The following is a 25,891-nucleotide window of genomic DNA, read 5'->3' as shown; positions in this document are numbered from 1 at the left end:
CGTGACCCTTGTCCTGCTGGTCTTGCCCATGGAAAGGTCAGGCGTTCCAGACACCCTGCCGGGCAGCGGCCTCGGCGTAGTCGGAGAAGTCCCGGGGAGCGCGGCCCAGCGAACGCTGCACACCGTCACTGAGTGTGGCAAGGCCACCGGAGCGTACGCATTCGTACAGACCGACGGACAGCTGCACCCACTCCTCGGGCACGCCCTGGGCGCGCTGCTCGTCCGCGTACGCCTCCGGGGTCAGCGGCACGTAGCGGAGGTCGCGGCCGGTGGCCCGGGCGATCTCCTCGACCGCGTCCCGGAAGGTCATCAGCCTCGGGCCGCTGAGCTCGTAGTGCCACCCGGCGTGCCCGTCCTCGGTGAGCGCGGCGACCGCCACCTCGGCGATGTCCTCGGCGTCGACGAACGCCTCCTTTCCGTCCCCGGCCGGCAGCCGTACCTCGCCGCGCAGCACGGGGGTGAGCAAGAAGTCCTCGCTGAAGTTCTGGAAGAACCAGCGAGGCCGCAGCACGGTCCAGTCGAGGCCCGCGTGCTCCAGCGCCCGCTCCGCGCTCAGGACCTGCTCATAGTCCACGCCCCCGCCCTCGGGCACGGACAGCAGCACCGCACGCCGTGCCCCGGCCGCCGCGGCCTGCCGGGCCAACGCACCGATGGCATCCGCGGCCTGCCGACTGCCGAGGTCGGGAACCACCAGATACATCCCCGTCACCCCTCGCAGCGCCGGCTCCCAAGTGCCCCGGTCGGTCCAGTCGAAGGACGGCGTTCCGGAACGGGAGGCCGCGCGGAGCGCCACCCCCTGCTCCTGCAGCAGCCGCGCCACCCGGCGGCCCGTCTTTCCCGTAGCACCGGTCACCAGGATCATCTCGTCGCTCATGGGCTCAACTGAACCAGCCGCCGACCGCCTCACCCATGCCACACAGGCTCACGTCCATACGCGTTCGTCTACGCTGACCGACATGGACCCCGCGGGACTGACCGGCATCGATCCGCTGACCGATCTCCTGAACGGGGTGCGCACCCGTGGCGCGCTCTTCAACCAGTCCTCCCTGACCGGTCCCTGGGCGACGCGTTTCGAGGACGGCTCACCGCTGGCCCTCGCGGTCGTTGTGCACGGCTCCGTCTGTATCACCCCCGAGGGCGGCGCCCCGGTCCGGCTCGGCCCCGGTGACGTCGCGGTGCTGTGCGGGGGCGCGCCCTATGTGATCGCGGACGACCCGAGCACAGAACCGGACGTGGTGATCCGGGCCGGAGGCCGCTGCACGACCCCACAGGGCGAGGAACTGCTTCCCGCACGGACCCCGGACGCGGGCGCCTGGAACGCCGCAGAGCCAGACCGCACCCTTCTGATCAACGGCCTGTACACCGTCGACGTCGGCACGCCGGGCCGGCTGCTCTCGGCCCTGCCACCGCTTGCCGTCATCGAATCGTCCGTGGGGACCTGTCCGGTCAGTCACTCGACCTTCGAAGAGATCACTCGCGAGGAACCCGGGCAGCAGATCCTGCTGGACCGGACGATGGACCTGATACTGATCACCGCCCTGCGCGCCTGGTTCACCCGTCCCAGCGCAGAGATCCCCACCTGGTACCGGGCCCACAGCGACCCCGTGGTCGCCCCGGCACTGCGCCTGCTGCACGACGACCCCGCCCACCCGTGGACCCTGCCCGCACTCGCGGCGAAAACCGGCGTGTCACGAGCGCACCTCGCCCGGCGCTTCAACACCCTGGTCGGGCAACCACCCATGACCTACCTGCGGCAACGCCGCATGGCGCTCGCCGCTGAGCTACTCCGCGAGCCCGACACAACCCTCGCCGTAGTGGCCGACCGCGTCGGCTTCGCCAACGCCTTCGCCCTCAGCAACGCGTTCAAGAAAGAACACGGCGTCAGTCCGAGCGAATACCGCACGCGCGAAACACGGACGGAAATCTGACACTACCGGGACTATCTCTGGTTCTTCGCGAAGGTATTCGATCCAGCCATGGCGCTGGCACCAGCCGATCGCCTTGCGCGCGATGGACAGTTCCCGGTCGCCGGTGTCGGCCGCCCTGTGAAGGTGAGGTTGTGGAGGCGGGCGAAGCCGAGCATGAAGTGTCCCTGGGGCTCGACCATCATGCAGAAACTTCCTCCGCAGTCCAAGGACGAGGCGGAAGGGCGGGCCCCCCGCTCAGGGCGCTCAACTCACGCAACCACCCGGCCACACGCTCAGGCGACGCCGGGACGTTCGGCAGTTCGAGCCAGAACGCAGGAAGAACATGACCGTGAACAGAACGGCTTCGACGCTCGACTGGTCGTTCTCTAGAACAGCCTGCTCCACCCACCCCTCCTCGCTGCCACGGAACATGTTCACAATCAGGGCGCCGGGAGCCGCATGGGCCTGCTCCGACCAGACTCGAAACAGAATGTTGTACTGGTGGGCACGCGTGGGATCCGACGACAGCTTGGCCAGTTCGGCCGTGTCCTTCCGGCACCAACTCGACACCCACCTGACTGAGCCGTCCGCCTTCGGCTTCCGCCGTCGTCGATCTCCTCCGGCCTCCAGCCGGTGATGTCGAGCAGCAATCCGTCCAGCGGCCCGCCTACCAGTTCGGCGTAGCTGCGTCCCGGCTTCGGGCCCGGGTGGTCGTGGTCGGTGCCGTAGATCCGGCCGCGCAGCAGCTGCTCATCGTCGCTGTCCATGCCGTCCAGCCTCGCAGCCGCCACCGACAACGAGGGCTTGCCCAAGGAGTGGACAAGCCCTCGCGCTGCCGGGAGGTCTGGCCCGGGTCAGCTGCGCCAGCGTCCGAGCCAGCCGCCGGCCTTCGAGGCCTGCGCCGCCTCTTCCTCCTGGCGCTCCTGCTCCTGGCGCTCGCGTTCGGCCCTGTTCCGTCTGCCGCTCCGCCTCGAGCGCCCGGATCTTGCAGTCGTCGCACAGGTGCGGGTGACTGTTCCCGCGGCCCCAGTCGACCGCGATGCTGGCCTTCCACCGGTCGTCGGTGAACTTCTGCCCGCAGTCGGCACACACGGGGCGCTGAGCCTCGCGTTCGGCTGCTTCCTGCGCGAGACGGCGTCGCGCCTCTTCGGCACGGCGGGCAAGGGCGGCATCGCGGCGGGGGTTGCCGATCGCGTCCCAGAGGTTCTGTCGGCCCTCGCGGCCGAAGCGCCAGAACGCGGGCCCGGCCGGGCCGTGCTCAGGCAGCAGCTCCAGCGTGGTCGCCACGATCGGCATCTTCCCCTGGTAGAGGTGGAAGCCGTCGGCCGCCTGGCCCTGCCAGTGCTCGCGGGTGAGGGCGGCGACCTTTTCCATCTGCTTCAGCGCGGGCCGCTTGCCGACCTGGTTGAAGACGAGCAGGACCGGCGGGTGCGTCGCGTCGCCCCACTGGGGATCGGGGGCGGACCAGCGGGTGCGCCACATGGGCTTGTCCTGGCCGTCGGTGTCCTTCGTCTTGCGGTGGAAGTGGCGCATGTACTTGTCGAACTTCAAGGCGATGACGCTCGCGTCCTCGGTGCAGTTGTCGGCCTCGATGAACAACAGCGGCAGCCCCGCCTCCGGGGCAGGTGAGGACGAGGTCGGCCCACGCGCATCCCACGCCGGGGTTCCTCCAGGTACCCGTCGCCGGGAGGGCGACCTCGGTGGCGTAGGAGGTGATGCTGCCAATCCTGTTGGGGGCGTCGACCCAGGCCTGGGCGGCCGCGATGGCTTCGGTCGGCTCACCGGCCACCAGGTGAAGGTCGGGCTTCGGACGGATCATCGCGATGACCGTCTCGTTGACCGTCATCGCGTGCGAAGCCCCCGAGCGGCCCGCGCTCTTGGGCATGCCGCCCATCTCCTCCGGCCCCCGGTCCAACTCGAGTCCGGCAGCGGCCAGGCCGTCCTTGGTGAGCAGGCGCACCTCCTCTCCCCCTCGGGTGCGGCCGCCGTCGACGGACAGGCCATGCCGTCGCAGATCTTGAGCGCGCCGCGATGGGAGGCGGTGCTCGCCTCCTTCCGCGCGGCTGGCGTCTTCTTCGTGGTGTGCCGGAAGGTCAGGTGCGGTGCAGACAGCCGCTGGATCTGATCCGCCGTCGCGGCCTTGAGCGCCCCGAGCACGCACAGCACATCGGAGCGCAGGTTGTTCGTCGATCCCTCCTCGTTCGTCTTGCGCTTGCCCGCCATCAGCCCCGCCCTCCCGTGCGTCGCGACCGGCCACCGGCCGGGCGCCGGCCCCCGGCCGCAGAGGGCACCAGGCGCGCCCTGAACCCGATGATCGCCTCCACCACTGACACCCCACCCCCACCTGTTTCCCAGGGCTTGGTCAGTGAGAGGAGGAGAGAAGAGGGCTGTGACGGCACGTTGAAGCGCCCAAAAGCCGTGGTGTGCTGAGCAAATGCGGTCGGCTCAGGTGTCGGGCACGGAAGTGGGTACGGCAGTGGGATCGCAAGCGCCGACGGCAGGAGACTGCGGCGGCTTGCCCAACCGACCAGCCCTCCCGGCGCGGGTCGCGCGGCGACCTGGTCGGCGGCGCGGTCCTTGTACGGCGGGCGCCTGTGTTCGGTCATCATCGGCGGTCTCTCCCTTGCGTCGTGGCGTCTTCCACCGGCCCTGTAACGGCCCGGTGGGCGCCCGCGCGAGGCAGAGCCGCCCCGATGACCAGTCGGCGCGCCCCGCTACTCCGACCGCCCCATGCCCGTCGGAGCACTCCGCCGGCCAAAGCCGCCCGCGTGACCGCCTGCCTGAACCTCGCCCAAGACCTCCCTCCTGCCGTCCTGGCCTCGATCACCGGCATGCACGTCACGACCGCCGAGCAATGGAGCAGACGCGCTGCACCTGACTGGAGCGCCTACGTCGCGGCACGCCGCTCTGCGACAAATACGGCGAAGCGCTGATCACAGGCAGGACGGGCGTTGCCAGGCCAGAGCCGGCCCGACATGGCCTCGCCGGTGTTCGCGAGGCGAGGAAGGCGAGGAAGGAAGGGGGGAAACACAGCAGCGGGTGGAAGCCGAAGCTGCCCTCGTTGGGCCGGGGTGGCCGCCCCGACCCAACGATGCCCAACCGGTCACCGACCGACAAAGCCCATGTGCAGCTCGTTGTAGCGGTCTCCGTGTACGCCGATGCGCGCCGCTGTCGCGTCGAGGTCGGCGACCTCGTCGGCGGACAGGGCGACCTGGGTCGCACTGGCGTTCCCCTCCAGACGCTCGACCCGGCGTGTGCCGGGAATCGGGACGATCCACGGGTGCTGTGCGAGAAGCCAGGCCAGAGCGACCTGTCCGGGGCTGGCATTCTTGGCCTGGGCGAGGTTGGCGACGTGGTCAACCAGTGCCTGGTTGGCGACACGGTTCTCTTCGGCGAACCGGGGGATCGAGGCACGGATGTCGCCTTCGGCGAACGAGGTCGTGGTGTCGACGGTGCCGGTGAGGAAGCCCTTGCCGAGCGGGCTGAACGGCACGAACCCGATTCCGAGCTCGGCGAGCGTCGGCAGGACCTCGGGCTCGGGATCGCGGGTCCACAGAGAGTACTCACTCTGGACCGCGGTCACCGGGTGAACTGCGTGGGCCTTGCGGATGGTCGACGCCGCTGCCTCGGACAGGCCGAAGTGGCGCACCTTGCCCGCCTGCACGAGTTCGGCCACCGCACCGGCGACGTCCTCGACGGGGACATCGGGGTCGACCCGGTGCTGGTAGAAGAGGTCGATCGTCTCGCTGCGCAGTCGGCGCAGGGAAGCGTCGGCGACCCGCTTGATCTGCTCCGGCCGGCTGTCGAGCCCGGCGAACTTCCCTCCTTCGATGCGCCAGCCGAACTTCGTCGCGAGGACGACCTGGTCCCGTACGGGGGCGAGCGCCTCGCCCACGAGCTCTTCGTTGACGTAAGGGCCATAGACCTCGGCCGTGTCGAAGAAGGTGATGCCGCGGTCGACGGCAGCGCGGATCACGCCGATCATGTCCTGCCGGTCGCCGGGATTCGGCCCGTAGCCCTGGGACATGCCCATGCATCCCAGGCCGATGGCCGAGACCTGCAGGCCCTGACCGAGCGTGCGCGTGTGCATTTTGTGTCCTCTCGGAAGTAATGGTGTGGTGACCGGCGTCTTCGCACGTGCCACGCGGGGCGCTTTTGCGGCGATCTGCAGCAACCAGGACAGAGCCCGGGCGTCCCCGCCTGCTGTCGCAACCGATGCAACCGCAGCTCACGAGGATGTGGGAGGGTCGCTTGTTCCGTGTACTGGCAGTGCACCTCTCAGCGGTGCCCCGTCCCACCGGGACCCATAGCCTCGACGGCGTGGACCAGCGCAGCGAAATCCGTGAGTTCCTCAGCACCCGACGAGCGAAGATCACTCCCGAGCAGGCAGAACTGCCGATCATGGGCGGCCATCGGCGGGTGCCGAGCCTGCGCCGGGAGGAGGTCGCCCTCCTTGCCGGGATTAGCGTCGAGTACTACGCCCGTCTGGAACGCGGCAATCTCCGGAGCGCTTCCGACGCCGTCCTCGACGCTGTCGCCCGCGCGCTGCGGCTCGACGAGGCCGAACACGCGCACCTGCGCGATCTGGCCCGCACCGCTCACCCCGGTGCCGGCCGCCGCGTACCGCGCCGCAGCCGACCTCAACCCCTGCGGCCCACCCTGCAGCACCTGCTCGACGCCATGACAGAAGCCCCCTCCTTCATCCGCAACGGCCGCCTGGACGTCCTCGCCATCAACCGCCTCGGGCGCGCCCTGTACGCCCCAGCCCTCACCGGCAGTGCCCGCCCGGCCAACCTTGCCCGGTTCCGCTTCCTCGACCCGGCCGCCGCCGACTTCTACGCCGACCTGGACAACACCGCCCACAGCACCGTCGCCCTTCTCCGCACTGAGGTCGGCCGCGACCCCTACAACCATGACCTGACCGACCTGATCGGCGAACTGTCCACCCACAGTGACGAATTCCGCACCCTGTGGGCCACCCACGACGTACGCCTGCACCGCACCGGCACCAAGACCTTCCACCACCCCACCGTCGGCACCCTCAGCCTCACCTACGAAGCCATGCCGCTGCCCACAGACCCGGGCCTGACCCTCACCGCCTACACCGCCGCACCCGGCACCGCCTCTCGCGAGCGCCTGGAACTCCTCGCCAGTTGGGCCGCCGCGCTCGACCATCCCGATCTGCCCGAGCCCGGGGCGTCGCCCGTGACGCAGACGCGCACCGCATAGCCTTGCCCGGCGGTGCATCGGTTCGGCCGATCCGTCCTTCACCTTTCGCGGCGAACGCGTCGGCATGTGCCGAGACACCTCAGTCCTGCCCTCGGTGCACGGAGCGGAGATGACCAGGGCCAAAACCGCAACGCCGAACGGCAGGCGGCCCCGCCCGGCAGGACCCGGGCATGCGATTGTTGACTCGGCTACCGGGTGTGGAGTGACTGGGCGGCGTCAAAATAGCGGCCCGTGTCGCGGAAGTAGCTGCGGAAAAGGCGCTTGCTGAGCGGAGCTCCGGCGCGGCCCATGGCAGTCGGGGTGATGCCGATGCGCCAGGTGAATCGGCAGTGGTCCGGTCCGTCAGGTTCGACCAGGTAGTCCTCGCCGGCGCTGACGAACAGAGGAAATCTGGCGCGGCTGAAGTAGAAGGAATGGCGGCGGCCTTCTTCCAGGCGAAGAAGTACGCGTCGTTGGCCATGGCCCCCATAGCCACCGCCCGGCGGGTAGTGCCGACACCGAAAGGCCGGCGTGATGTCCATCGAATTTTCAGGCCGCGGCACCAGTGAAGGGGGTCGTCGCTGACCAGTTCCGCCCAGACCGATTCGGCCGGCCGGCTGATGGACCACGTGTGGACGAATCGCAGTGGTGCATGGTCGAAGTAGGTCTCGTCGACCGGTTTGAGGGAGAACATCGGCAGCGCCATGGCCAGCTCCGTTGAAGAGTTGCAGCATTTAGGGACGTGATCGACCGCGGACGGGGTCAATCCGGACAGAAGGTCACCGTTCTCACCGGCTCGCCGCGTGCCCCGGCTTGTCAGCGGCGGACAGCATTCGGGCGGTCAGGCGGATCAGCAGCCCAGGCGGGGTGATCCGGCCGAGGATGGTCATGGCCCGGTTGCGCAGGCCCGGGACGATGACGGGGCGGCCGCGGTCGAGCGCGCGCAGGCCGGCGTCGACGACCGGGCCGGGCTCGGCGAGCTTGCGGTAGATCGCCGTGTGGGAGACGTCGGCTTTCAGCGCGTCGGTGAAGCCGGTGCGCGTGGGGCCCGGACACAGCGCGGTCACGGTGACTCCGCTGCCGCGCGTCTCCTCCGCGAGGGCCTGGCTGAACGACAGGACGAACGCCTTCGCGCCGCCGTAGACGGCCTGGAGAGGGGCGGGCTGGAAAGCGATCGTCGAGGCGACGTTGAGGATCCGTCCGCGGCCGCGGGCACGCATGGCAGGAAGCAGCTCGTGCGTCAGTCGCACCACGGCCGTGACGTCGACCGCGATCAAGGTGGACTCGCGCCACGCGGGCACCTCGGCGAACCGGCCGTACGTGCCGAAGCCGGCGTTGTTCACCAGCACGTCCACGTCCTTGCTCTTCAGTTCGGTCAGCAACAGCTCCAGGCCGCTTTCGGTGGCGAGGTCGGCCCCGACCGTCTCGACCACCGCGCCGGGAGTGTGCCGCCGCACCTCCTCACGCACGGCGTCGAGGCGTGCGGCGTCGCGGCCGGTCAGGACCAGGGGGTGGCCACGCTCGGCCAGCCGTCGGGCGAACAGCGCCCCAAACCCGGACGAGGCCCCGGTGACCACGGCCCAGTCGGTCGATGAGATCGACATGTCACTCCTTCGCTCACAATGTTAATGCCTTTAACATAGGAGTCAATGTTAAAGTCGTCAACATGTCAGCTCGCTCTGCCTCCGCCGACCGCCCCGGAACCGGGAAATCAGCCGCCTATCACCACGGCGACCTCCGACGGGCGCTGACCGACGCCGCATTGGACCTGATCGGCGAGCGGGGGCCGAAGGGCTTCACCCTGACCGAGGTCGCTCGGCGCGCGGGCGTGAGCACAGCCGCGCCCTACCGCCACTTCACCGACAAGTCCGACCTGCTGGCGACCGTGGCCGAACTCGGCTTCCAGCGTCTGCACGACGCCCTCCGGGCCGCTCCAAAGGGCCGTAACGGCCGCGACCACGTCATCGAGCTGGGCCGCGCCTACCTGCGCTGGGCACTCGACCACCCCGACTTCTACCTCGTGATGTTCGGCGCCGAGGTCAAGGGCACCGACTACCCTGGCCTCGGCCGCGCCGCCGAGGCCGCGTTCGGCGTCCTGCACAAGGCAGTCGAAGCCGCCAGGGACTCCGGGACGCTGCCGACCAAGGACGCCCGCGCACTCGCCGGCTCACTGTGGGCGGTGGTGCACGGAGCCGCATCCCTCGACATCGGAGGCGCCTTGCACGCCCACGTCGAAGCCCCTTCCGAGGACCTCGTCGTGGAGACGATCACCGCACTCACCGCCCCCTGACGAAACACTTCACGAGCGACACGGTCCCCACATTCCTGACCGGCGTCAGCCAAGCAAGCGGCCCGCCGGTCAGGCAGCCCTAGGCATGCCTCATCGCCCCTGATCAGAAGGCACTTTCGTGTTTCCGCTCAAGATCCGGAAAGCCACAAGTGCAATACGCGGGCTAACTCGAACTCACGTCGAAACGACATCCGCGGAAAACGACACAGCCAACGCACCCCGCGGCCACTGACAGCCCGCCCGCCCACCCCATGGTCCCGCGGGCCGGAATACCGCACGGTTCAAATGACGCTCCCCACCAACTCCCCGGGCGCCGTTACCCAACCGTGATCACCAGACGGCGCTGTGACTTCGATCGATAGGTGGCCCGTGCCCTCGGGCGGTCGATTAGGTCGGCGGGCTACGAGGATCTGTAATTGGCCCTCGTGAGGATCAATAGGTGGCCCGAGCGAGTCCTGCTCTGGGCGTATCAGGTCAGGACGTGGGAGGAACGGCGCGGTGCAGAGGTTCCAGGTCTCCGTGCAGGGAGGCGTGGAGTGCAGCCGCGAGTTCACGGGCTCGCTCCTCGCTCGAGACGCCGTGCATCATGAAGTAGACCGGTCCTGTGTAGGCGTCCGCCCCGACTTCGCGGTTGTCGACCAAGCGGACGATCGCGGCCCGGATTGCGTCGTTCACGGTGTCGTCGACAACGTGTCCGGAGCCAGCGGTGAGTGTGTCCGCCTTCACGGTCCACCATGGACCGTCGGCTTCGATGGCGACGAACACGGCTCCGTGCGCCATGGCCTGCCGGTATGCCCTGTGGAACGCCCCGGTGCCACTGGCGACGGGGATGAGGTGGGCGGGGCAGGGAACAGGCAGCGGCTCCATGAGGGGATTGTGCAAGAGGCCAGGAACCTTTACGTCCGCTGACACTCGAAGATCGTCCGGGTGGCTGCGATGGCCATCCCGAAAGGACGTCCACGGGGTGAAGGGCTGCGTAGGACATCCTGGGCGGGGCAGTGGGGCGGTAGGTTCCCGTCGAGATACCGGCGCGTTGTCTCCTGGTGAGACGGTTGGGAGAGTGTCGTGGCTGACCCTCGGTCGAGGCGATCGTCTCCGGCCGCTGCCTGGTAGCGAGGGTCAGTGGCGAGATGGACTACGCGACCGAGCCGGTGCTCCGCCCGCAGTTCAAGGAACTGCTCTCGCGGGGTTCCCGCTCTATCGTGCTGGACCTGTCCGGTGTCTCGTTCTGCGATTCAGCTGGGCTGAACGTGCTGATCGGAGCGTGGAGGCAGGCGGATGCGGGCAGGGCTGTACTGGTCCTGGCGTGTGTGCCTGAGTCGTTGCGGCGGATCCTGCAGATGACCGGGGTAGATCAGCTCCTGCGGGTTTATGACACCGTCACCGATGCGGAAGCCGCCTTCGGTGGCTGAGCCGCGCCGGCAGCGAGTGCAACGAGGTCGCGGACGATGAGGCCGGCTTCCGCCGGGTGCCCCAGCGGTTTCTCGAGGTTGAGGGTGTACTGGTTGCGCCGTCCGGTTCGTTGCCGATGCAGATAGCCGTCCTGCTCAAGGTCGGCGACGATGGCCTGGACCGCTCGTTCGGTGATCTGGCAGGCGACGGCCAGGGTTCGCAGCCGTGCGGTCGGGTCCCCGGCGATGGCCAGCAACACCCGGGCATGCCTGGTCAGGAAGGTCCACTGCCGGTCCGGGTGAGTCATCGCGATCAGCAGCCCTCTCCGGCCCGGTGGGGCGCTACCGATCGCCGTCACAGGCGCGTGTGACATTGAGCGGAAGTTGGCCAGTACGCCGTTGAGGGCCGCAGGTTGCGGTCTGTCGTTGCGTCGTAGTTGGCCATTGTGTTGCGGGATAGTTGGCCAGTTCGGAGACCGTGTTCGTAACGCAGTGTCACTTCTTTGCATGCGGAGAGGCCCCGGTATCAACACCGGGGCCTCTGCGCGCTTGACCGGGTGCACGGCTGCTTGTCAGCGGCCAACGCCAGTGCGCCGGAGTGGATCGACCCGCTGGGCTGAGGTGTGCAGACCGATGACGTTGCCGTGTGACAGGGCCGAGCACGCTCGGCCCCGGTCGAGGTGGCGGTCAGGCAGTGGGGTAGAAGGCGTTGATCTCGGTCAGGACGTGGTCGGGCGCTTCGTGGACGAGGAAGTGACCGGCGTCGGGGACCGTGCTGCCTATGGCGTCCGGGGCGGCATCGTGGAGGGCTGGCAGTGTGATCGGGGCGAAGCCGGTCGTGGTGAGCAGGCGGACCGGGATGGTCATCGGGGTTTCTTGAAAGACGGTGTTGTCGGCCTCGTCCTGGGTCCAGTCCCGGTAGAGCTCGAAGCCGGCGTGCAGGACCTGGGGGCGGGAGTACACCCGGACGTACTCGGCCAGCTCCTCGTCGGAGGCGGGCCTGACGCCGGACTCGGACGGCTGGAAGAGGTGGCCGAGGAAGGTCTCTACCCGGCCGGTGACCAGTTCCTCCGCGAGCGGATGCTGCTGGTTGAAGGAGAAGTGGAACGAGAACGGCGCGAAGTCGGCGAATCTCAGGTTCTTGCCGACCAGCGGGAAGTCCATGAGGAACAGTCCTGCCGCCTGCCGGCGGTACTGGGCGGCCAGGGCGTAGGCGACGCCGGCGCCGAAGTCGTGGGCGACGATCTGCACGTTTTCGCGGTAGCCGAGGTGGTCGAGCAGCCGGTGGACGTAGGTGGCCAGGACCTTGCGGGCCATGGAGGGCGGGGTCCCGGTGGAGTCGCCCATCCCCGGGAGGTCGATGGCGATGACGGTGCGCCCGGGTAGCAGCTTGGCCATGATGTCGCGGTACACGTACCAGCTGTGCGGCCAGCCGTGCAGCAGCACCATGACCTGCGGGCCGTCGCCGCCGATCACATAGTGCATCTGCACGTCTTCGATGGTGGTGAAGCAGTGCCGGAAATCCTTGTTGAACTCGGCGTCGTCCTTGGTCGCTGTGTCGAAGCCGGGACTGCGCGGCTCCTCGGAATCGATCGTCGTGTGTGTTCCGGTGGAAGCATTCATGGTCGTGATACGTCCTTCTCTGGTGGGACGGCAATCGCGAACTGTGGTGGCGCGGATGGCCGATGCCGCGCATCAAGGCCCGTACAGCAAGTGGTCTTCGCTTAAGACGTCTTGCGGCGTGGCCGTGCCCGTGTCGGGGGGTCAGCCCAGGTGGATGGTCGGTGGGTTTTGGGAGTGCTGTTGTTTCCTGGCGTTGACGGCGGTCGTGGTGACGGCCAGGGCGGCCAGGAACATGGCGCCGGCTGCGGTGAAGGCCATGGAGTAGCCGTGGGTCAGGGCGTCGCTCGCCTTGGTGATCAGGCTGGAGTCCTTGGCGGCGAGGCCCTGGTAGAGCGCGGATGCCGCCTTGGGCAGTTGGTCGTTTGCGGCGAAGGTGGAGATGGTCGACAGGATGGCCAGGCCGAAGGCTCCGCCGATCTGCTGGGCGGTGTTGAGCAGTGCGGAGGCGATGCCGGTTTCGTGGTGCTGGACGGCAGTGACGGCGCCGAGCGTCATGGGCACGAAGACATCAAACTGGCGCTCGGGCAGGCGGGCCCTTGCCGCATACTTCCCGCGGCCTGCCCGGTTCAGCTCCGGCGGTCTCGGGCTCAGAAAGATTGACCCATGTTTCTGACATGGAAATGCACCATACTTTGGGTCACTGTCTTCTTACCTTTGAGGCATGACAACGTTTCAGGTTCCTCAGCGCATGAACTTCTCCGCCGTCGCCCCCAGGGTCTTCAAGGCCGTCCTGGCGCTCGACGCCGCCGCCCGTGAGGGGCTCGATGCGGTCCTGCTGGAGCTGGTGCAGATCCGCGCCTCTCAGATCAACCACTGCGCGTACTGCATCGACTACCACACCTCCGACGCCCGCAAGGCCGGCGAGAGGGAAGAGCGGATCTACCAGCTGTCCGCCTGGGAGGAGTCGAGCCTGTACACCGAGAAGGAGCGGGCCGCTCTGGCGCTGACCGAGGCCGTCACCCTCCTGCCCCAGGGTGTGCCGGACGAGGTCTACGGCGAGGCCGCGAAGCACTTCGACGACAAGGAGCTCGCCCAGCTCATCGCGCTCATCTTCACCGTCAACGCGTGGAACCGGATGAACGTCACCACGCGCAAGACCCCCGGCACCGAGTAAACCGGCAGTTCCCCGTCACGGGCGGTGGCCGACCCACCGGGGCCACCGCCCCTGGCATGCCATGACCCATTCCTGACGAAGGGCTGATGAAGCCGTGACCACCATCGACACACCTGTGTCAGCCACCACCGGCCGTTCGCCCGTCAAGGGCTGGCTCGCCGTCCTGGCGGTGACCCTGGGCATCTTCTCCCTGATGACCTCCGAACTGCTGCCCGTGGGCCTGCTCACCCCGGTCGGCTCCGCCCTGGACGTCTCCGAGGGCACTGCGGGACTGATGGTGACCGTGCCCGGTCTGGTCGCCGCCGTCTCCGCGCCCGTGGTCACCGTGGCCATCGGTCGCATCGACCGCCGCATCGTGCTGGCGGTCCTGATCGGCCTGGTGGGCGCGGCCAACCTGGCCTGCGCCTTCGCGATCAGCTTCGCGGTCGTCCTGGCCGCCCGATTCCTGATCGGCATCAGCGTGGGCGGCTTCTGGTCCATCGCCGGCGGCATAGCGCTCCGGCTGGTGCCGGAGAAGCACGCCCCCCGGGCCACCGCGGTCATCTTCGGCGGCGTCGAGACCGCGTCCGTCCTGGGTGTCCCCACGGGGACGGTCATCGGTGACCTCAGCGGCTGGCGTACCGCCTTCGCCGTCGTGGGCATCCTGGGACTGACCTCCCTGGCCTGCATGGTCTTCCTGATGCCGAAGGTGCCGGCCGAGCAGACCATCACGTTCAAGGACTTGCCGAAGGTCTTCAAGGGCAACGCGGGTGTACGAACCGGGATCACCATCACCTTCCTCGTGATCACCAGTCACTTCCTGGCATACACGTTCGTCCGGCCGGTCCTCCAGGACGACGGGATCGACGACAACATGATCGGCGCGCTGCTGCTCGCCTTCGGCGTCGCCGGCATCTGCGGCAACTTCATCGCCGGCGCGCTCATCGCCAAGCGGTTGCGGCAGACCGTCCTGGCCATCTCCCTGGTCCTCACCCTCGCCATGGTGCTTCTCGCCCTCGTCGACACGGCCACCGTCACCACGGGCGCCCTCCTGATCCTGTGGGGCCTGGGCTACGGCGCGGTGCCCGTCACCTTCCAGACCTGGATTCTCGACGCCGCGCCGGACGCGACCGAAGCCGCTTCTTCCCTGTACGTCTCCACGTTCAACCTGTCCATCGCGCTCGGGGCGCTCTTCGGCGGCTTCGCCGTCGACAGCATCAGCACCACGAGCGTGCTGTGGATCGGTGCCGTCCTCGCCCTCTTGACCGTGCTCGTGATGGGCGGGGCCCGCCGCACCGCGTCCGCCGCCGCGTAACGCGCCGGGCCCGGCCGTCGAACCGCCCGTCCTCCCTGATGAATCCCCGCGCCCGGGAGCGGTCCGCCTCTTTCGAACCTCCTTGTAGCAGACCCCACTTCACGGCCTGCGGAGGCCTGCCAATGGCGCATCAGCTGTCTCTCCCCCTCTGCGGGCCATCAGTCCACCAGATCCGGCAAGATGCGCTTGCCGGTCGCGCCGAGGTCGGCCAGTGCCTGCCGCCAGGCGAGGCTCTTGCGGTAGGGCCAGGCATCGTCGGTCAGGACGCGTTCGATACGCAGGATGCCGCAGGTGATGAAGAAGGCTGCCGCCCGCCGCAGGAAGCCGGCGCAGGTGGTGGCCTTGTGGCCTAACCTGCGCCGAACGGCCGCGATCACGCCGAGAGGAACGGCTCCGTCAAATGCGGCGTCGCCAGGTGCAGCGTGGTGGCGGTTCCGCGGCCGAGCATGCGCTGTCTCGAGTGCCTGGCCGCCTCAGGGTCGGCCTCGTGCGCGAAGGCGAGCTCGGGGTGGAGCAGCTGGAGCGCGTGCACCAGGAGGTCGCCGGTGACAAACGCCAGCTCGCGCCCGTCGGCGACCAGCACGCTCTGGTGTCCGGGCGTGGCGACCACGCGCCCGGCGCGCAGCGGCGTGTCCCCGTCGAGGAGCCGGAGCCGGAGCCGGCCGGCGGCCGCGAGCGGGTCGGTGAGGGCCTCGGAAGCCCTGAGCAGCACGTTCAGCCCGGCCGAATCGCAAAACGACACATCCGACAGATCCAGCACGACGAACCCGCCGCCGGCGGCAAGGACGTCGCTGATCTGCTCTCACAGGCCGGGGCCGGTCACATGGTCCATATCGCCGCTGACCCTGGCGACCACACCACGGCCCACAACCGTCGCCTCGACCGAGGAGCTCCCTCCCTGCCGGTGACGGCTACAACGTCTTCATTTGTGGTCGCGCAGGAAGGTAGGAATCTCGTCGCGGGTCGGATAGTTCGGTAGGGGGACTGGCTTGTCCTGCAGGAACGCAGTGATGACGGCTGCGGCTCGGTCGTTGTTGTCGTCCAGGCCGTTCCACATGTGGTGTCCGACTCCGGGCATGTACTGCGTGCGCTGGACAGCGGGGTCATGGGCAAGGATGGCGGTCGCCCATTGACGGACCTGGGAGGAGCATTCGGCGATCATCAGCATCGCGGGGGTCCGGGACTGCCTCAGTAGCGGTGCGATGGAGGGCGAGTCCTTGACTGTCTGCTGGACGCGGAGGCTGGCAGCGGGGCTGAAGGAGAAGTTCTGTGCGGTGTCCTCGGCGGGGATGCGGTGCGCGTCGCGCGCGCAGTAGGCGGATGCGGTGTCGCTGCCGAGGTCAGCGGCGGTGAAGGCGTTGTCGCCTTCGGCCTGTCCGATCAGTCCGGTGTCGGGGGTGAGGAGTCCGAGTCGCATGAGGCCGAATGCCACGGCGTACCGGGGGACGTGCGTCGATCGCGGTCCGGTCGGGGCCGGGGCGAGGCCCCGTGCGGATGCTCGGCCCTTGTGCCCGGTGATGTGTGCGGTGGGGCCGTCCATGGGCCCGGGCTCGGCGATGATCGCCCGGTGCAGGCGTGCGGCGACGCCAGGGTCGGCCAGGGCTCGGGTGAGTACGACTCCGCCTCCGGAGAATCCGAGGATGTCGACCTTGCCGTTGTCCAGGCGATCGACGAAGGCGGCGAGGTCACGGACCGACCTGGAGATCGTGTACTGGTCCATTGTGAGCAGGTCGCTTCGTCCGCCGCCGGCGTGTTCGTAGGCATAGACGTCGTGGCCCTGGCGTGCCAGGAGTTGCAGGAACCGGTGGTCTTGCACGGAGATGCCTCGGACGGGTCCTCCGTGGAGGTACACGAACGGGACGGGGTGCCGGGGGCCGGGGTTCGCGGGCGGGTAGTGATTCACCGCGACCCGGCTGCCTGTGGCCAGGTTCCAGTGCTGAGTGGACACGAACGGCAGCGCGGGCGAGTGCCGCCGGGCCGTGGGCACGGTCGGGATGCAGACCGTCGCTGTCAACGCCGCCGCGATGACCACCGGTAGGAACGGCACGAGCCGCGTCGGCCAGGTGCGGTGCCGGCCCCGCCACAGCGCGAGGACAGCCCCGATCCCGAGGGTCGTCAACCAGGCGGCGAGCCCCGAACCTGCCCCGTCCGTGAGGGCGACCAGTGCGAGAAAGACGACGACCAGCGTCGCGACGGCGGCCAGGGCCAGCAGTAAGCGCCCGGTGAAGCGGACGAGACGTAAAACGGGCGTGGGCACGGCGAACCTCCGACAGTTCCAGAACGCTGTTTCAAAACGACGTTATCAGAGGGGGTAGGCTGCTGGCCGTGGGTAGGCCGAGAACAAACGACGAGGCCGTCAAAGAGCGGCTTGTGGAGTGCGCGACCGAGATGCTCGCCACCCGTCCGCAGGAGTCGGTGACGGTCCGCGCCGTGGCTGCTGCTGCCGAGGCGTCGACGGCGGCGGTGTACTCCTTGTTCGGTGGTAAGGACGGGCTGATCGGTGCGGTGCGCGACAGAGCCGTCGCCGGCCTGTTCCAGCACGTGTCGGCGGTGCAAACCTCCGCGGACCCTCTCGCCGACCTCTACGCGCTGGCCGTCGCCTACCGTCGTTGGGGGTGCGGATACAGCCACCTGTACACGGTGCTGTTCGGTGGTGTGCAGTCCTTCGACCCGTCGGGGGAGGTCGGTGCCAGTGACCCGATCCGTCCGCTCCTCGCGGCGATCGATCGCGCCTTGACGGCGTCCGTTCTCGCTGGCGACGCAACGGCGATCGCCCTGTCGATCTGGGGAACCCTGCATGGGCTCGTGACTCTCGAACTGGCCGGGGCCCTCGACGCCACCACGGCCGAGGCCGCATTCCGCTCGTCGATTCAGGCCACGCTGCGCGGATGGGCGACCGCGGAGGTGTTCCGCAGTCTTCGCCAAGCCGAACTCGCTCGGTAACAGGATCAGGGCCGGTATCCGGGCTTTGCCGATCCTGGCTGAAGCAGCGGTGCGTGGTCGGTGAAGGCCGGCACTGCTGAGTGGGCTCGCGGTACTCGTCCGGGAGCGGGGCACCACGCCTCGTTTGTTCACCAGCGGTGGGCTCTACGCCAAGCTGTACGGCACGCAGTTCGCCCAGCAGCGGGGCCTCGGCGTCGAACCGGTCAAAAGTACGGTCGGCGACAAGGGAACTGTGCTTTGGGCTGATGATGGGAAGAAGGTGGCATTCCAGGATGGGGGCATGCCACATGCAGACTCACCTCCGGCATTTCATGCCCATAGCTTGACGAAGAAGTACGGTCGTAGCGGCGAGCTGGCCCTGACCGACGTGAACCTCACCATCCCCTCCGGCCGTGTCATCGGCCTGGTCGGCCCGAACGGTGCCGGCAAATCGACCCTGCTGCACCTGGCCTGCGGGCTGATCGAGCCGACGTCCGGCTCTCTGACCGTGCTGGGGTCACGTCCGGCGGCGAACGCGTCGCATCTGGCCCGGGTGGGGTTCGTTGCGCAGAGCACGCCGGTGTACGGCTCGTTCACCGTCGGTGCGAACGAGCCCACCCGCCCGATCCGAGGGCGGACGCCGCGTCCATGTCGACGGCGCGATTCTCGGCCGTGCCTTCGGCTCCGGATCACCTGGTGTATCGGCACAGGGCAGCCTGAACCCCGATTACATCGACCTGGGCGAGGGCCTACTGAACGAATGGCGCAGCGGAGGGCCGACCCTCTGGACTCCTGACAGCGGCGGGACACGAGCGCAGCAGTACGGGCCGCCACCCACGGAGAGGTGGCCCGTACCAGCGCGCCGGGGACCACTGGCGACCGCGCCCGGGGACGGGTCAGCTGACTGACCGCGTCTTCTTCGCGCACCGGGCGGGTCGGGTGTCCTGCCCGGTGCGTGGGGTGGTGTCAGGCGTTGGTGTCGTCGTGTGCGAGGTTGCCGCCCAGTTCGCGGGAGGCTTCGGCCTGGGCGAGGAGTTCCTGGGCCTTGGCGATGACGCCCTCGATGGCGTCGGCGCCGGCGACGAAGCGCAGCGGCGGCTGGTCCTGGCCGGCAAGGGTCAGCAGGGCGTGGGCGAGCTTGGCGGGGTCGCCGGGCTGCCGGCCGTTGATGCTCTTCCAGGCTTCGACCGTGGCGGTGGTGCGCTCGGCGTAGTCGTCGATGGTCGGCTCGGGCCAGGTGGTGGAGGCGTCCACGAGCAGCTCGGTGCGGAAGTAGCCGGGCTCGACGATGGTGGTGCGGATGTTGTACGGGGCGATGTCGTGGTGCAGGGCTTCCATCCAGCCCTCGACGGCGAACTTGGACGCGGCGTAGGCGGAGGTGAACTCCGTGCCGACCTGACCGGCGAGCGAGGAGATCGTGATGACGTGGCCGTCGCGCTGGCTGCGCATGACGGGCAGGACGGCGCGGGTAACGTTCATCGGGCCGAAGAGGTTGGTCTCGATCTGCTGCCGCATGTGCTCCGGGGAGACCTCTTCGAAGTAGCCGGCGTAGAAGTTCCCGGCGTTGTTGATCAGGACGTCGATGCGGCCGAAGCGGTCAACTGCAGCCTGAGCGGCCGCATGCGCGTCGTCCAGGCTGGTGACGTCCAGCTTGGTGACCAGCAGGTTGTCCTGCGGGCCGCCCAGGGTCTTCTCTACCTCCTCGGGGCGGCGGCCGGTGGCGACGACCTGGTGGCCAGCCGCGAGGGCCTGGCGGACGATGTCCGTGCCGAGACCGCGTCCTGCACCGGTGACGAAAATGGCCTTGCTCATGAGGGATTCCTTCTCGGGTGCCGCGTGCGGCACCCGGCGGGTTGGGGAAGTTGGCGGGTTGCGTTGGCCAGGCTGTGGCGGGTCGGTGGTGGAGGTGCTCACGCCTGTTCGGTGGGCATGATCCACAGCTCGCCCACGGCGGCGTGGCGGGGACGGGTGACCATGTAGGCGACGCCGTCGGCGATGTCCTCGGCGGCCAGGACCTCGGTCCCCTCGAAGTAGGGGTCGATCAGTTCGCTGCGGACCTCGGGCTTGTTGTGTGTGCCCAGTTCGCTCTCCACCGCGCCCGGCTCCAGGACACCGACGCGCACGTGGCGCTGGGCGACTTCCTGGCGCAGGGACTCGGTGAAGGCGTGCACCCCGAACTTGGTGACGTTGTAGACGCCGAAGCCCCGGCTCGCCACCCGGCCCGCGTACGAGCCGATGTTGACGATGTCGGCGACCTGGCGCGGGTCCTGTTCGGCGGCCTTCAGCATGTGCGGCAGGGCGGCGCGGGTGGTGTAGAGCAGGCCCTGGACGTTGACGGCGATCATGCGGTCCCACTCCTTGGCATCCGCGAGGACGACGGGCCCCAGGAGCATCAGGCCGGCATTGTTGACCAGGGTGTCCAGCCGTCCGAACCGGTCGACGACCTGCTGTACGGCGTCCTCGGCCTGGATGCGGTCGGTGATGTCCGCGGCCACCACCGCGGCGGTGCCACCGGCCTGCTCGATCTCGGCAGCAAGGGCTTCCAGGCGGTCCTTGCGGCGGGCCACGAGCGCCACCGAGGCCCCGTGCTCGGCGAGCCGACGGGCGGTGGCGGCGCCGATACCGCTGCTCGCACCGGTGACGAGTGCGACGGTGCCGGTCAGTTTCGAAGCCATGGGGGTGTCCTCTTCTTCAGACGTACGGCGTGAGGGCAGACGGCGGACAGCGGCAGCAACGATCTCCTACGTGCCAATACGGCGCGTAAGACTCGGATGATCAGTGCCGCGCACCGGGCCCGCTCTCCAGGCAACCACCCGCGAACGTCCCGTGGGCCGCCGTAAAGGGCACCGCGCTTCCGGGGGTCTGCCAGTACCCCCTTCAGCACCCTGACCTGCCAGGTACCGCCGTACCGTGGACCCATGGACCGCAGCAGCGAGATCCGTGAGTTCCTGCGCACCCGCCGGGCCCGGATCACCCCCGAACAGGCCGGGCTCACCCCGCACGGCGGCGCCCGCCGGGTGCCCGGCCTGCGCCGCGAGGAAGTCGCCCAGCTCGCCGGGGTCAGCGTCGACTACTACATCCGTCTGGAGCGGGGCCGCACCCAGGGCGTCTCCAAAACCGTCCTGGAAGCCGTCGCCCGCGCCCTGCACCTGGACGAGGCCGAACGCGCCCACCTCTTCGACCTCGCCCAGCCCATCGCCACCACCCGGGTCCGCCGCAAGCGCCCCCTCGCACCCCAACGGGTCCACCCGGTCCTCTACCGAACCTTGGACTCGCTCAGCGTCCCCGCGGTGGTCCAGGGGCGGCGCACAGACGTCCTGGCCGCAAACCGGCTCGCCCACGCCCTCTACACCGACTTCGAAGCCCGGCCCCGCCGCGAACGCAACTTCGCCCGCTACGTCTTCCTCGACGAAGCCGCCCGCACGCTGTACGCCGACTGGGAGAAGGTCGCCGGCGACTGCCTGGCCATGCTGCGCCTGTACGCCGGACGCCACCCCGACGATCCGCAGCTCACCGAACTGATCGGGGAACTGTCCCTCCACAGCGACGCCTTCCGCCGCATGTGGGCCGACCACGACGTCCAAGCCCACACCACCGGCACCAAACGCCTCCACCACCCGCTCGTCGGCGACCTCACCCTCGACTACCTGGTCCTGGCCGTCGAAGGCGACCCCGAACAGACCCTCACCATCTACACCCCCGAACCCGCGTCCCCCTCCGCCGAAGCCCTGGCCCTCCTCGCCAGCTGGACCGGCACCTCCGCTTCCCGGCCGCAGGCTCCCGAAGAGACACACCACCGGGCCGGCTGACCCGAGAGCTCCCGCCACGCAACGGCACCGAACCCCAGCGGGACGTCGGCCCGGCCAGATTCCGCATGATCGTTCTCACTGATAACCGCCGCTGGACCGATGTTCCCCGAGGCCGTAGTCAGCGAACTCACCTCGACGCTCTCGCACCAGCAGGAGGATTCGAACAGTCACCAGGTTCCTGCCTCCCGAAGTAGTGAACATCTGCTGCTCGTTCTCGTGAACAAAGCCACCAGCGCTGCCTGTTTGCTCAGCGCGTCTGTCTGTGCCGCCCCGCGCAGCGCTTCTTGCGCCTGGCGCCACGTCTGGCTTGGGTCCCGCTGGATGCTTCGGGCCGCCGGGCACGACGGCATTGGCTGGAGCCGCCACGCCGCCGCCCGGCCGGATCCCGGCGCGATCTGAGCACTTGCAGCAGTGCCGGCATGCCACCTGCGGCAGCGATGACAGCACACAGCATCATGAGGAAGAAGTTCGTGTTCATGCCTCTCTTGGCGCTGAAGTTGGTGACAGGCTGGGCAAAGTCCTGTCAGCCCGGGTGACGGCCATCAGGTGAGGTCTGTGCGCGCTTCTGCTGGGGCGCATCGGAGACTGCCACGTCCGGACCGTAATCGTGGGCCGTCCGCGGCCAGCCGCCGCCACTCCGTATGCCCCAGTTGCCGCTTGAGCAGCTGATCAGCTCGTTTCACCGCACCCTGCTCCGGCACCGGTCGCGGGCGCAGCCCTCGAGGTGCACCGGGAACCGGTCGACAAGCGCACAACCGCCGCGATCATGCCGGCCGATGACCCGGGCGGGGACGCCTCCGGCCACCAGCCCTGAGGAGGTTCAGCCGCGGCTCTGGGCAGCCGAAACCGCGGGCGCGAGCAGGAGCAGACCCGCCACGGGGAACTGAACGAGCCTGCCCCTGCTCGTCGGTGCCCGCTTGCCCCCTCCACGGAGCGCAGACACCCAGACCCCACAGGGGGATCACTCTCCCCAGCGCGCCAGACGATCAGAACGTCACATTGTGGCTCGCTCAGGTCAGCCGCGGGGTGTCCGTGCCCGGCATACCTGCCCTGCGCCCCGGCAGCAGCCACGCGGCGTCCCGGGCTGCGGTCGGGACCGGGAACTCGCAGGATGAGGTTATGGTGCGTGCGCTGATCATCGTTGAAGAACCGCTGCCTGGGGGAGGCCGCCCGGTGATCGCGCGTTGCCCAGAGACCGAGCGGTGCATCGGCGTGGCCCGCTCGGACGACGACCTGGTGGCCTTTCTGCGCGAGGCCGGGCTGCCCCATGACGAACTGGATGATCCCTTGTGGGTGGAGTGGCGCGGAGCCGGCCCTCACCAGTGGGATGGCCCCCAGGGATGAGCGACCAAGCCTCGCGACAGGTGTGGTCAGTCCAGGTCGGTGGTGTCGACGGCGGCGCGGGGCCGGTGCGGTGAGCGAGTCGGCCGGGTCGGTCAGGGCTGTGCTGGCCAGTGGCGACGTCGGGCTGCGGTCCGGAAACCTTTAGCGGCTTGAGAGGCGCGCTTGGCAGACTTCGGCGTGTGGCAACGGCACAGCAGACATCGCGGCAGCACCTCATCTCCCAGGTCCTGCTCAAGCAGTTCACGATGCCCGGCCCCAGGGGCAGCGGCTGGCAGCTGCTCCCCTTCGACCTGCGCAACCCCGGACGCCTGCACAAGCTGAAGAGTCCCCGCGCATGCGGCTGGGCCGAGAACTTCGTCGCATTCGATTCCACATCCGCCGAAGAACTGTGGTGCGCCGTGGAGAGACGCGCTCCTGCCGCGTTCTCCGCCGTGCACGCCGGCATTCCGTTCGCCGACCCGCTTCACGTGGCAGCGCTGCGCGACCTGGTCGTGCTCCACTACGTCCGATCCCACCACTACCGCGATGTGCACACCGGCGCGTTCGAGCGGAGCCGCGCAGGTCTGGTGGGCAAGCTGATCAGCAAATTCCCGGAGCAGCTGAGCCGCGAAGCACTGCGCGAGACGGGTCTGCATCTGTCCGACCCGGGATCCCTGGGCGCCTTCGCTGAACGTCTCATCGAACGGTCCTCGGTCGTCCGTGATCACAAGAGCGGCAAGCTGTTCCGCACCAGCATCGAGGACACCTTCTACAAGGTGCGGGCCATGGCATCGAGGTGGGGGATCGAGGTGCTCACACCCGAAAGAGGCCAGTTCCTGATCGGCGACAACCCGGCAGTGACCATACGCACAGAAGGGGACACCACCACGTACGGCATGGCCTTCGGGGACGCTCACGCCCTCGTACTTCCCATCGGCCCTCGGCACCTGCTGGCTCTCGGCCCGCAGAACGTCATGGAGACCGTCCCCCAAGCCCTGGTCGAACGCCTCAATACGGTGCAGGTGCACGCAGCCGAACGGTACGTGTACATGCATCCCAAGAGCGGCCTGCAGGAGTTCGCGAGTCTCGTCGCACGTCAGCGAGCTGATCAGTAACGGACCGCGTATGAACGATGAACCGCCGCGGCTTTACTTGCTCCGCTTCGCCCCGCGCGGGGTGGTCCAGCAGGTGAACGGCGGCCCTCGCGCAGGTCGACGGCTGGATCGCGGTGGAGGAGCGACGGGAGGCAGAACGGCGCCGGGGCGAGGAGATGCGGCCGCCTCCGCCATGAGTGGCTGCTCCAGTACGGGCTCAACCGCTCGAACGTCGGAGCTGTGCACACCGGTGAGTGCTGGGCTGCGGCCAGGAGCGGCCGGTGCCGGTGCCGTCCGGTCACCCGGCAGCAGGCGGTCGAGGCCCTGCGCCAGTAGGTCCCTGCGTGCGTTCATTACCGGCCGGAGACGGCTCTCGGCGGACTGAGCCTGCGGCCTCGCTCCGCATCCGACCCCCGCCGATGCCCCGGGCGACGCTACAGGGGGCTGCGTCCTGCGATGGCCCCGCCGGGGTCGTCCAGCAAGGCGATGCGGGCGGTGATGCGCTTGCCGACCGGCTCCCGCTGGACCTCGAAGCCCTGAGCGACGGCCATCACGATCTCCAGCCCATGCTGACCGGGCGCGTACTTGCGGGCGTTGGTGACCAGCTCGCTGACCACCAGCTGGGTCAGGTCCACGGCACGCTGCGAGACGGGCGGGCCCTGTTCGGTCTGTGCCCGGGTGAGGAACTGCGTTGCCAGGTGGCGGGCCTGGGCGATGACCGTGCCGTCACCTTCCAGGGCCACCGTGGTCTGCATGGTCTGCTCGCCTGGTGCGGTGCCGTCCTCATTCACCGGGACTGGTTCCATCACGGCCCGCTTTCGCTTCCCCGTTCACACCCCCGCGCCTACCGCGCCCGGGCGGTACACGCTCCACTCTCCTGCGCCGGCTCCCCACTGGCAGAGCAGCATCGCCCGGACATGCAGGGCAGCACTTCGGGCCGAAGGTCTTGGTGTGCACGTATCACCGAATGGCTGAGGGACGAGTGACGGACACCGGACAAGCCGAGCAGGTCGGCGGGCTGTCGGTCGTGGCCACCTCCACGGACGGCATACGCGTGTTGTCCCTGGCCGGGGAGATCGACCACCACACCGGCGACCAGCTGCGCCGCGCCCTGGACGTCACCGGCGCCGTCCGGCCCCGGATCGTGATCGACATGTGCCAGGTCACCTTCATGGACTCCACCGGCATCAATATCCTCATCGCCGCCTACCGGGCCGTGACCGAGGCCGGCGGCCGGCTCCGCCTGGCCGGCCCCACCGACTCCATCCTGCGGGTCCTGCAAATTGTCGGCGTCGACGACATCATCGAATGTCACCCCAATATCGAGCAGCCCCGAGGCACCTGACCGCCCCTATCGGGGCTCCTCCGAGGCGTGCCCCTGACCACGCTGCACGGCTGCGCCCAGCTCCTGCCCCACTGGCCCGGGAAGCGGCTTGCCCAGCGCCCAGCCGATCACCGTTTCAGCGACCGTGTGCACTTTGATGTTGGTGTGCTGGAAGACCTCGCGCAGCACCTCGAACCCGGCCGCCGGCGGTATCCGGTGGGTCGCGATGAGGATACCGATGGCCTGGTCGACCGTCGCGTGGGAGCCGACCGCGTGCCGCAGCTGGGCGTTCTCCTGCTCCAGGCGGACAGCACGGCATCACGACTGTCCGGCCCGGTTGCTCCAGGACGAGTAGGCCTTGTCCCCGGCGACTGTGTCAGGCCGGGTGCGGGGGCGGCCGACGGGCCCGCGGAGCCGTACTTTCTTCAGGACGGGGATGAACTGCGGGCTCTCCGCTGCCTGGCCCACGGTCAGGATGAACGCCAGCGGGAAGCATTCGGCGGCGAGGTGGACTTTGCTGGTCTGCCCACCTCTGGAGCGTCCGAGGAGAGCGGCCTTCAGCCGGAGTTTTCGCCGCATCCGGATGCGTCTT

General features: G+C 68.8%; 28 protein-coding genes and 3 pseudogenes. 14 read left to right on the top strand and 17 right to left on the bottom strand.

The features are described from left to right. Positions 1 to 37 precede the first annotated feature (37 nt). Positions 38 to 874 (bottom strand): NAD(P)H-binding protein, encoded by an 837-nt coding sequence (locus ABZ192_RS23875; protein WP_356926479.1) that lies wholly within the window; start codon positions 872 to 874, stop codon positions 38 to 40. 82 nt (positions 875 to 956) lie between these two features. On the opposite strand from ABZ192_RS23875, the gene ABZ192_RS23870 reads away from it, so the two are divergent. Beyond that, complete coding sequence (locus ABZ192_RS23870) at positions 957 to 1,928, top strand: AraC family transcriptional regulator (RefSeq protein WP_356926478.1); 972 nt, start codon at positions 957 to 959, stop codon at positions 1,926 to 1,928. Between the two features lie 729 nt (positions 1,929 to 2,657). Here the strand turns inward: ABZ192_RS23870 and ABZ192_RS23865 are convergent. Beyond that, positions 2,658 to 3,506, bottom strand: coding sequence for a hypothetical protein (locus ABZ192_RS23865; protein WP_356926477.1), 849 nt, complete (start codon positions 3,504 to 3,506; stop codon positions 2,658 to 2,660). A 250-nt stretch (positions 3,507 to 3,756) separates the two neighbouring features. Between ABZ192_RS23865 and ABZ192_RS23860 the strand changes: the two genes are divergently transcribed. Continuing rightward, positions 3,757 to 4,032: a hypothetical protein gene (locus tag ABZ192_RS23860; RefSeq protein WP_356926476.1), complete on the top strand. Its 276-nt coding sequence runs from the start codon at positions 3,757 to 3,759 to the stop codon at positions 4,030 to 4,032. 978 nt (positions 4,033 to 5,010) lie between these two features. On the opposite strand, the gene ABZ192_RS23855 is transcribed toward ABZ192_RS23860, so the two are convergent. Beyond that, the gene (locus tag ABZ192_RS23855; RefSeq protein ID WP_356926475.1) at positions 5,011 to 5,997 is read right to left on the bottom strand and encodes an aldo/keto reductase; all 987 of its coding nucleotides are present in this window, start codon (positions 5,995 to 5,997) and stop codon (positions 5,011 to 5,013) included. Positions 5,998 to 6,227: 230 nt separating this feature from the next. Between ABZ192_RS23855 and ABZ192_RS23850 the strand changes: the two genes are divergently transcribed. Beyond that, the gene (locus ABZ192_RS23850; protein ID WP_356926474.1) at positions 6,228 to 7,136 is read left to right on the top strand and encodes a helix-turn-helix transcriptional regulator; all 909 of its coding nucleotides are present in this window, start codon (positions 6,228 to 6,230) and stop codon (positions 7,134 to 7,136) included. Between the two features lie 188 nt (positions 7,137 to 7,324). Here the strand turns inward: ABZ192_RS23850 and ABZ192_RS23845 are convergent, their stop codons facing one another. Further along, positions 7,325 to 7,657, bottom strand: a complete 333-nt coding sequence (locus ABZ192_RS23845) for a hypothetical protein (protein ID WP_356926473.1) — start codon at positions 7,655 to 7,657, stop codon at positions 7,325 to 7,327. A 246-nt stretch (positions 7,658 to 7,903) separates the two neighbouring features. Next, entirely contained in the window at positions 7,904 to 8,719 is an 816-nt protein-coding gene (locus ABZ192_RS23840; protein WP_356926472.1) for an SDR family oxidoreductase, read from the bottom strand. A gap of 62 nt (positions 8,720 to 8,781) precedes the next feature. Between ABZ192_RS23840 and ABZ192_RS23835 the strand changes: the two genes are divergently transcribed. Further along, positions 8,782 to 9,405: a TetR/AcrR family transcriptional regulator gene (locus tag ABZ192_RS23835; protein WP_356926471.1), complete on the top strand. Its 624-nt coding sequence runs from the start codon at positions 8,782 to 8,784 to the stop codon at positions 9,403 to 9,405. A gap of 474 nt (positions 9,406 to 9,879) precedes the next feature. Here ABZ192_RS23835 and ABZ192_RS23830 read toward each other — a convergent pair whose 3' ends face one another. Beyond that, positions 9,880 to 10,272: a hypothetical protein gene (locus ABZ192_RS23830; protein WP_356926470.1), complete on the bottom strand. Its 393-nt coding sequence runs from the start codon at positions 10,270 to 10,272 to the stop codon at positions 9,880 to 9,882. 221 nt (positions 10,273 to 10,493) lie between these two features. Between ABZ192_RS23830 and ABZ192_RS23825 the strand changes: the two genes are divergently transcribed. After that, the gene (locus ABZ192_RS23825) at positions 10,494 to 10,817 is read left to right on the top strand and encodes an STAS domain-containing protein (protein WP_356926556.1); all 324 of its coding nucleotides are present in this window, start codon (positions 10,494 to 10,496) and stop codon (positions 10,815 to 10,817) included. On the opposite strand, the gene ABZ192_RS23820 is transcribed toward ABZ192_RS23825, so the two are convergent. The 3 genes from ABZ192_RS23820 to ABZ192_RS23810 all read right to left on the bottom strand — a co-directional run bounded on the left by ABZ192_RS23820 (position 10,775) and on the right by ABZ192_RS23810 (position 12,920). Continuing rightward, complete coding sequence (locus ABZ192_RS23820) at positions 10,775 to 11,104, bottom strand: helix-turn-helix domain-containing protein (RefSeq protein ID WP_356926469.1); 330 nt, start codon at positions 11,102 to 11,104, stop codon at positions 10,775 to 10,777. The two genes, ABZ192_RS23825 and ABZ192_RS23820, sit on opposite strands and share 43 nt — an antisense overlap. A gap of 379 nt (positions 11,105 to 11,483) precedes the next feature. Further along, positions 11,484 to 12,419, bottom strand: coding sequence for an alpha/beta hydrolase (locus ABZ192_RS23815; RefSeq protein ID WP_356926468.1), 936 nt, complete (start codon positions 12,417 to 12,419; stop codon positions 11,484 to 11,486). A 141-nt stretch (positions 12,420 to 12,560) separates the two neighbouring features. Beyond that, positions 12,561 to 12,920, bottom strand: coding sequence for a hypothetical protein (locus ABZ192_RS23810; RefSeq protein ID WP_356926467.1), 360 nt, complete (start codon positions 12,918 to 12,920; stop codon positions 12,561 to 12,563). 160 nt (positions 12,921 to 13,080) lie between these two features. Here ABZ192_RS23810 and ABZ192_RS23805 point away from each other — a divergent pair, with 160 nt between their 5' ends. Further along, positions 13,081 to 13,533 (top strand): carboxymuconolactone decarboxylase family protein, encoded by a 453-nt coding sequence (locus ABZ192_RS23805; protein ID WP_356926466.1) that lies wholly within the window; start codon positions 13,081 to 13,083, stop codon positions 13,531 to 13,533. Positions 13,534 to 13,627: 94 nt separating this feature from the next. Beyond that, positions 13,628 to 14,827: an MFS transporter gene (locus tag ABZ192_RS23800; protein ID WP_356926465.1), complete on the top strand. Its 1,200-nt coding sequence runs from the start codon at positions 13,628 to 13,630 to the stop codon at positions 14,825 to 14,827. A 227-nt stretch (positions 14,828 to 15,054) separates the two neighbouring features. On the opposite strand, the pseudogene ABZ192_RS23795 reads toward ABZ192_RS23800, so the two are convergent. The 3 genes and pseudogenes from ABZ192_RS23795 to ABZ192_RS23785 form a co-directional block, all read right to left on the bottom strand. After that, positions 15,055 to 15,162, bottom strand: a pseudogene (locus tag ABZ192_RS23795) (IS481 family transposase); the annotation flags it as partial. Between the two features lie 38 nt (positions 15,163 to 15,200). Then, on the bottom strand, positions 15,201 to 15,623 hold the full coding sequence (locus ABZ192_RS23790; RefSeq protein WP_356926555.1) for a hypothetical protein: 423 nt from the start codon (positions 15,621 to 15,623) through the stop codon (positions 15,201 to 15,203). Between the two features lie 126 nt (positions 15,624 to 15,749). Further along, on the bottom strand, positions 15,750 to 17,084 hold the full coding sequence (locus ABZ192_RS23785) for an alpha/beta hydrolase (RefSeq protein WP_356926464.1): 1,335 nt from the start codon (positions 17,082 to 17,084) through the stop codon (positions 15,750 to 15,752). A gap of 68 nt (positions 17,085 to 17,152) precedes the next feature. Between ABZ192_RS23785 and ABZ192_RS23780 the strand changes: the two genes are divergently transcribed. After that, a complete protein-coding gene (locus ABZ192_RS23780) occupies positions 17,153 to 17,770 on the top strand; it encodes a TetR-like C-terminal domain-containing protein (protein WP_356926463.1) in 618 nt (205 codons plus the stop codon). A 280-nt stretch (positions 17,771 to 18,050) separates the two neighbouring features. Continuing rightward, positions 18,051 to 18,350: pseudogene (locus tag ABZ192_RS23775) on the top strand (ATP-binding cassette domain-containing protein); the annotation flags it as partial. 365 nt (positions 18,351 to 18,715) lie between these two features. Here ABZ192_RS23775 and ABZ192_RS23770 read toward each other — a convergent pair. After that, complete coding sequence (locus ABZ192_RS23770) at positions 18,716 to 19,561, bottom strand: SDR family oxidoreductase (protein WP_356926462.1); 846 nt, start codon at positions 19,559 to 19,561, stop codon at positions 18,716 to 18,718. 98 nt (positions 19,562 to 19,659) lie between these two features. Further along, positions 19,660 to 20,424, bottom strand: coding sequence for an SDR family NAD(P)-dependent oxidoreductase (locus tag ABZ192_RS23765; protein WP_356926461.1), 765 nt, complete (start codon positions 20,422 to 20,424; stop codon positions 19,660 to 19,662). A 243-nt stretch (positions 20,425 to 20,667) separates the two neighbouring features. On the opposite strand from ABZ192_RS23765, the gene ABZ192_RS23760 reads away from it, so the two are divergent. The 4 genes from ABZ192_RS23760 (at position 20,668) to ABZ192_RS23745 (ending at position 24,311) form a co-directional block, all read left to right on the top strand. Then, complete coding sequence (locus ABZ192_RS23760; RefSeq protein WP_356926460.1) at positions 20,668 to 21,558, top strand: helix-turn-helix transcriptional regulator; 891 nt, start codon at positions 20,668 to 20,670, stop codon at positions 21,556 to 21,558. Between the two features lie 1,119 nt (positions 21,559 to 22,677). Then, positions 22,678 to 22,902, top strand: a complete 225-nt coding sequence (locus tag ABZ192_RS23755) for a hypothetical protein (protein WP_356926459.1) — start codon at positions 22,678 to 22,680, stop codon at positions 22,900 to 22,902. Positions 22,903 to 23,081: 179 nt separating this feature from the next. Then, positions 23,082 to 23,996: a DUF4238 domain-containing protein gene (locus ABZ192_RS23750; RefSeq protein WP_356926458.1), complete on the top strand. Its 915-nt coding sequence runs from the start codon at positions 23,082 to 23,084 to the stop codon at positions 23,994 to 23,996. A gap of 219 nt (positions 23,997 to 24,215) precedes the next feature. Then, positions 24,216 to 24,311: a hypothetical protein gene (locus ABZ192_RS23745; RefSeq protein WP_356926457.1), complete on the top strand. Its 96-nt coding sequence runs from the start codon at positions 24,216 to 24,218 to the stop codon at positions 24,309 to 24,311. A 98-nt stretch (positions 24,312 to 24,409) separates the two neighbouring features. On the opposite strand, the gene ABZ192_RS23740 is transcribed toward ABZ192_RS23745, so the two are convergent. After that, the gene (locus tag ABZ192_RS23740) at positions 24,410 to 24,781 is read right to left on the bottom strand and encodes an ATP-binding protein (protein ID WP_356926456.1); all 372 of its coding nucleotides are present in this window, start codon (positions 24,779 to 24,781) and stop codon (positions 24,410 to 24,412) included. A gap of 161 nt (positions 24,782 to 24,942) precedes the next feature. On the opposite strand from ABZ192_RS23740, the gene ABZ192_RS23735 reads away from it, so the two are divergent. Further along, positions 24,943 to 25,320, top strand: coding sequence for an STAS domain-containing protein (locus ABZ192_RS23735; protein WP_356926455.1), 378 nt, complete (start codon positions 24,943 to 24,945; stop codon positions 25,318 to 25,320). A gap of 6 nt (positions 25,321 to 25,326) precedes the next feature. On the opposite strand, the gene ABZ192_RS23730 is transcribed toward ABZ192_RS23735, so the two are convergent. Continuing rightward, entirely contained in the window at positions 25,327 to 25,581 is a 255-nt protein-coding gene (locus ABZ192_RS23730) for an ANTAR domain-containing protein (protein WP_356926554.1), read from the bottom strand. A 48-nt stretch (positions 25,582 to 25,629) separates the two neighbouring features. Next, positions 25,630 to 25,891: pseudogene (locus ABZ192_RS23725) on the bottom strand (IS5/IS1182 family transposase); the annotation flags it as partial.

Origin of the sequence: Streptomyces sp. NPDC006235, assembly GCF_040613735.1 — a bacterium.
Taxonomy (GTDB): Bacteria; Actinomycetota; Actinomycetes; order Streptomycetales; family Streptomycetaceae; genus Streptomyces.
This window is presented reverse-complemented; position numbering and strand designations above follow the sequence as displayed.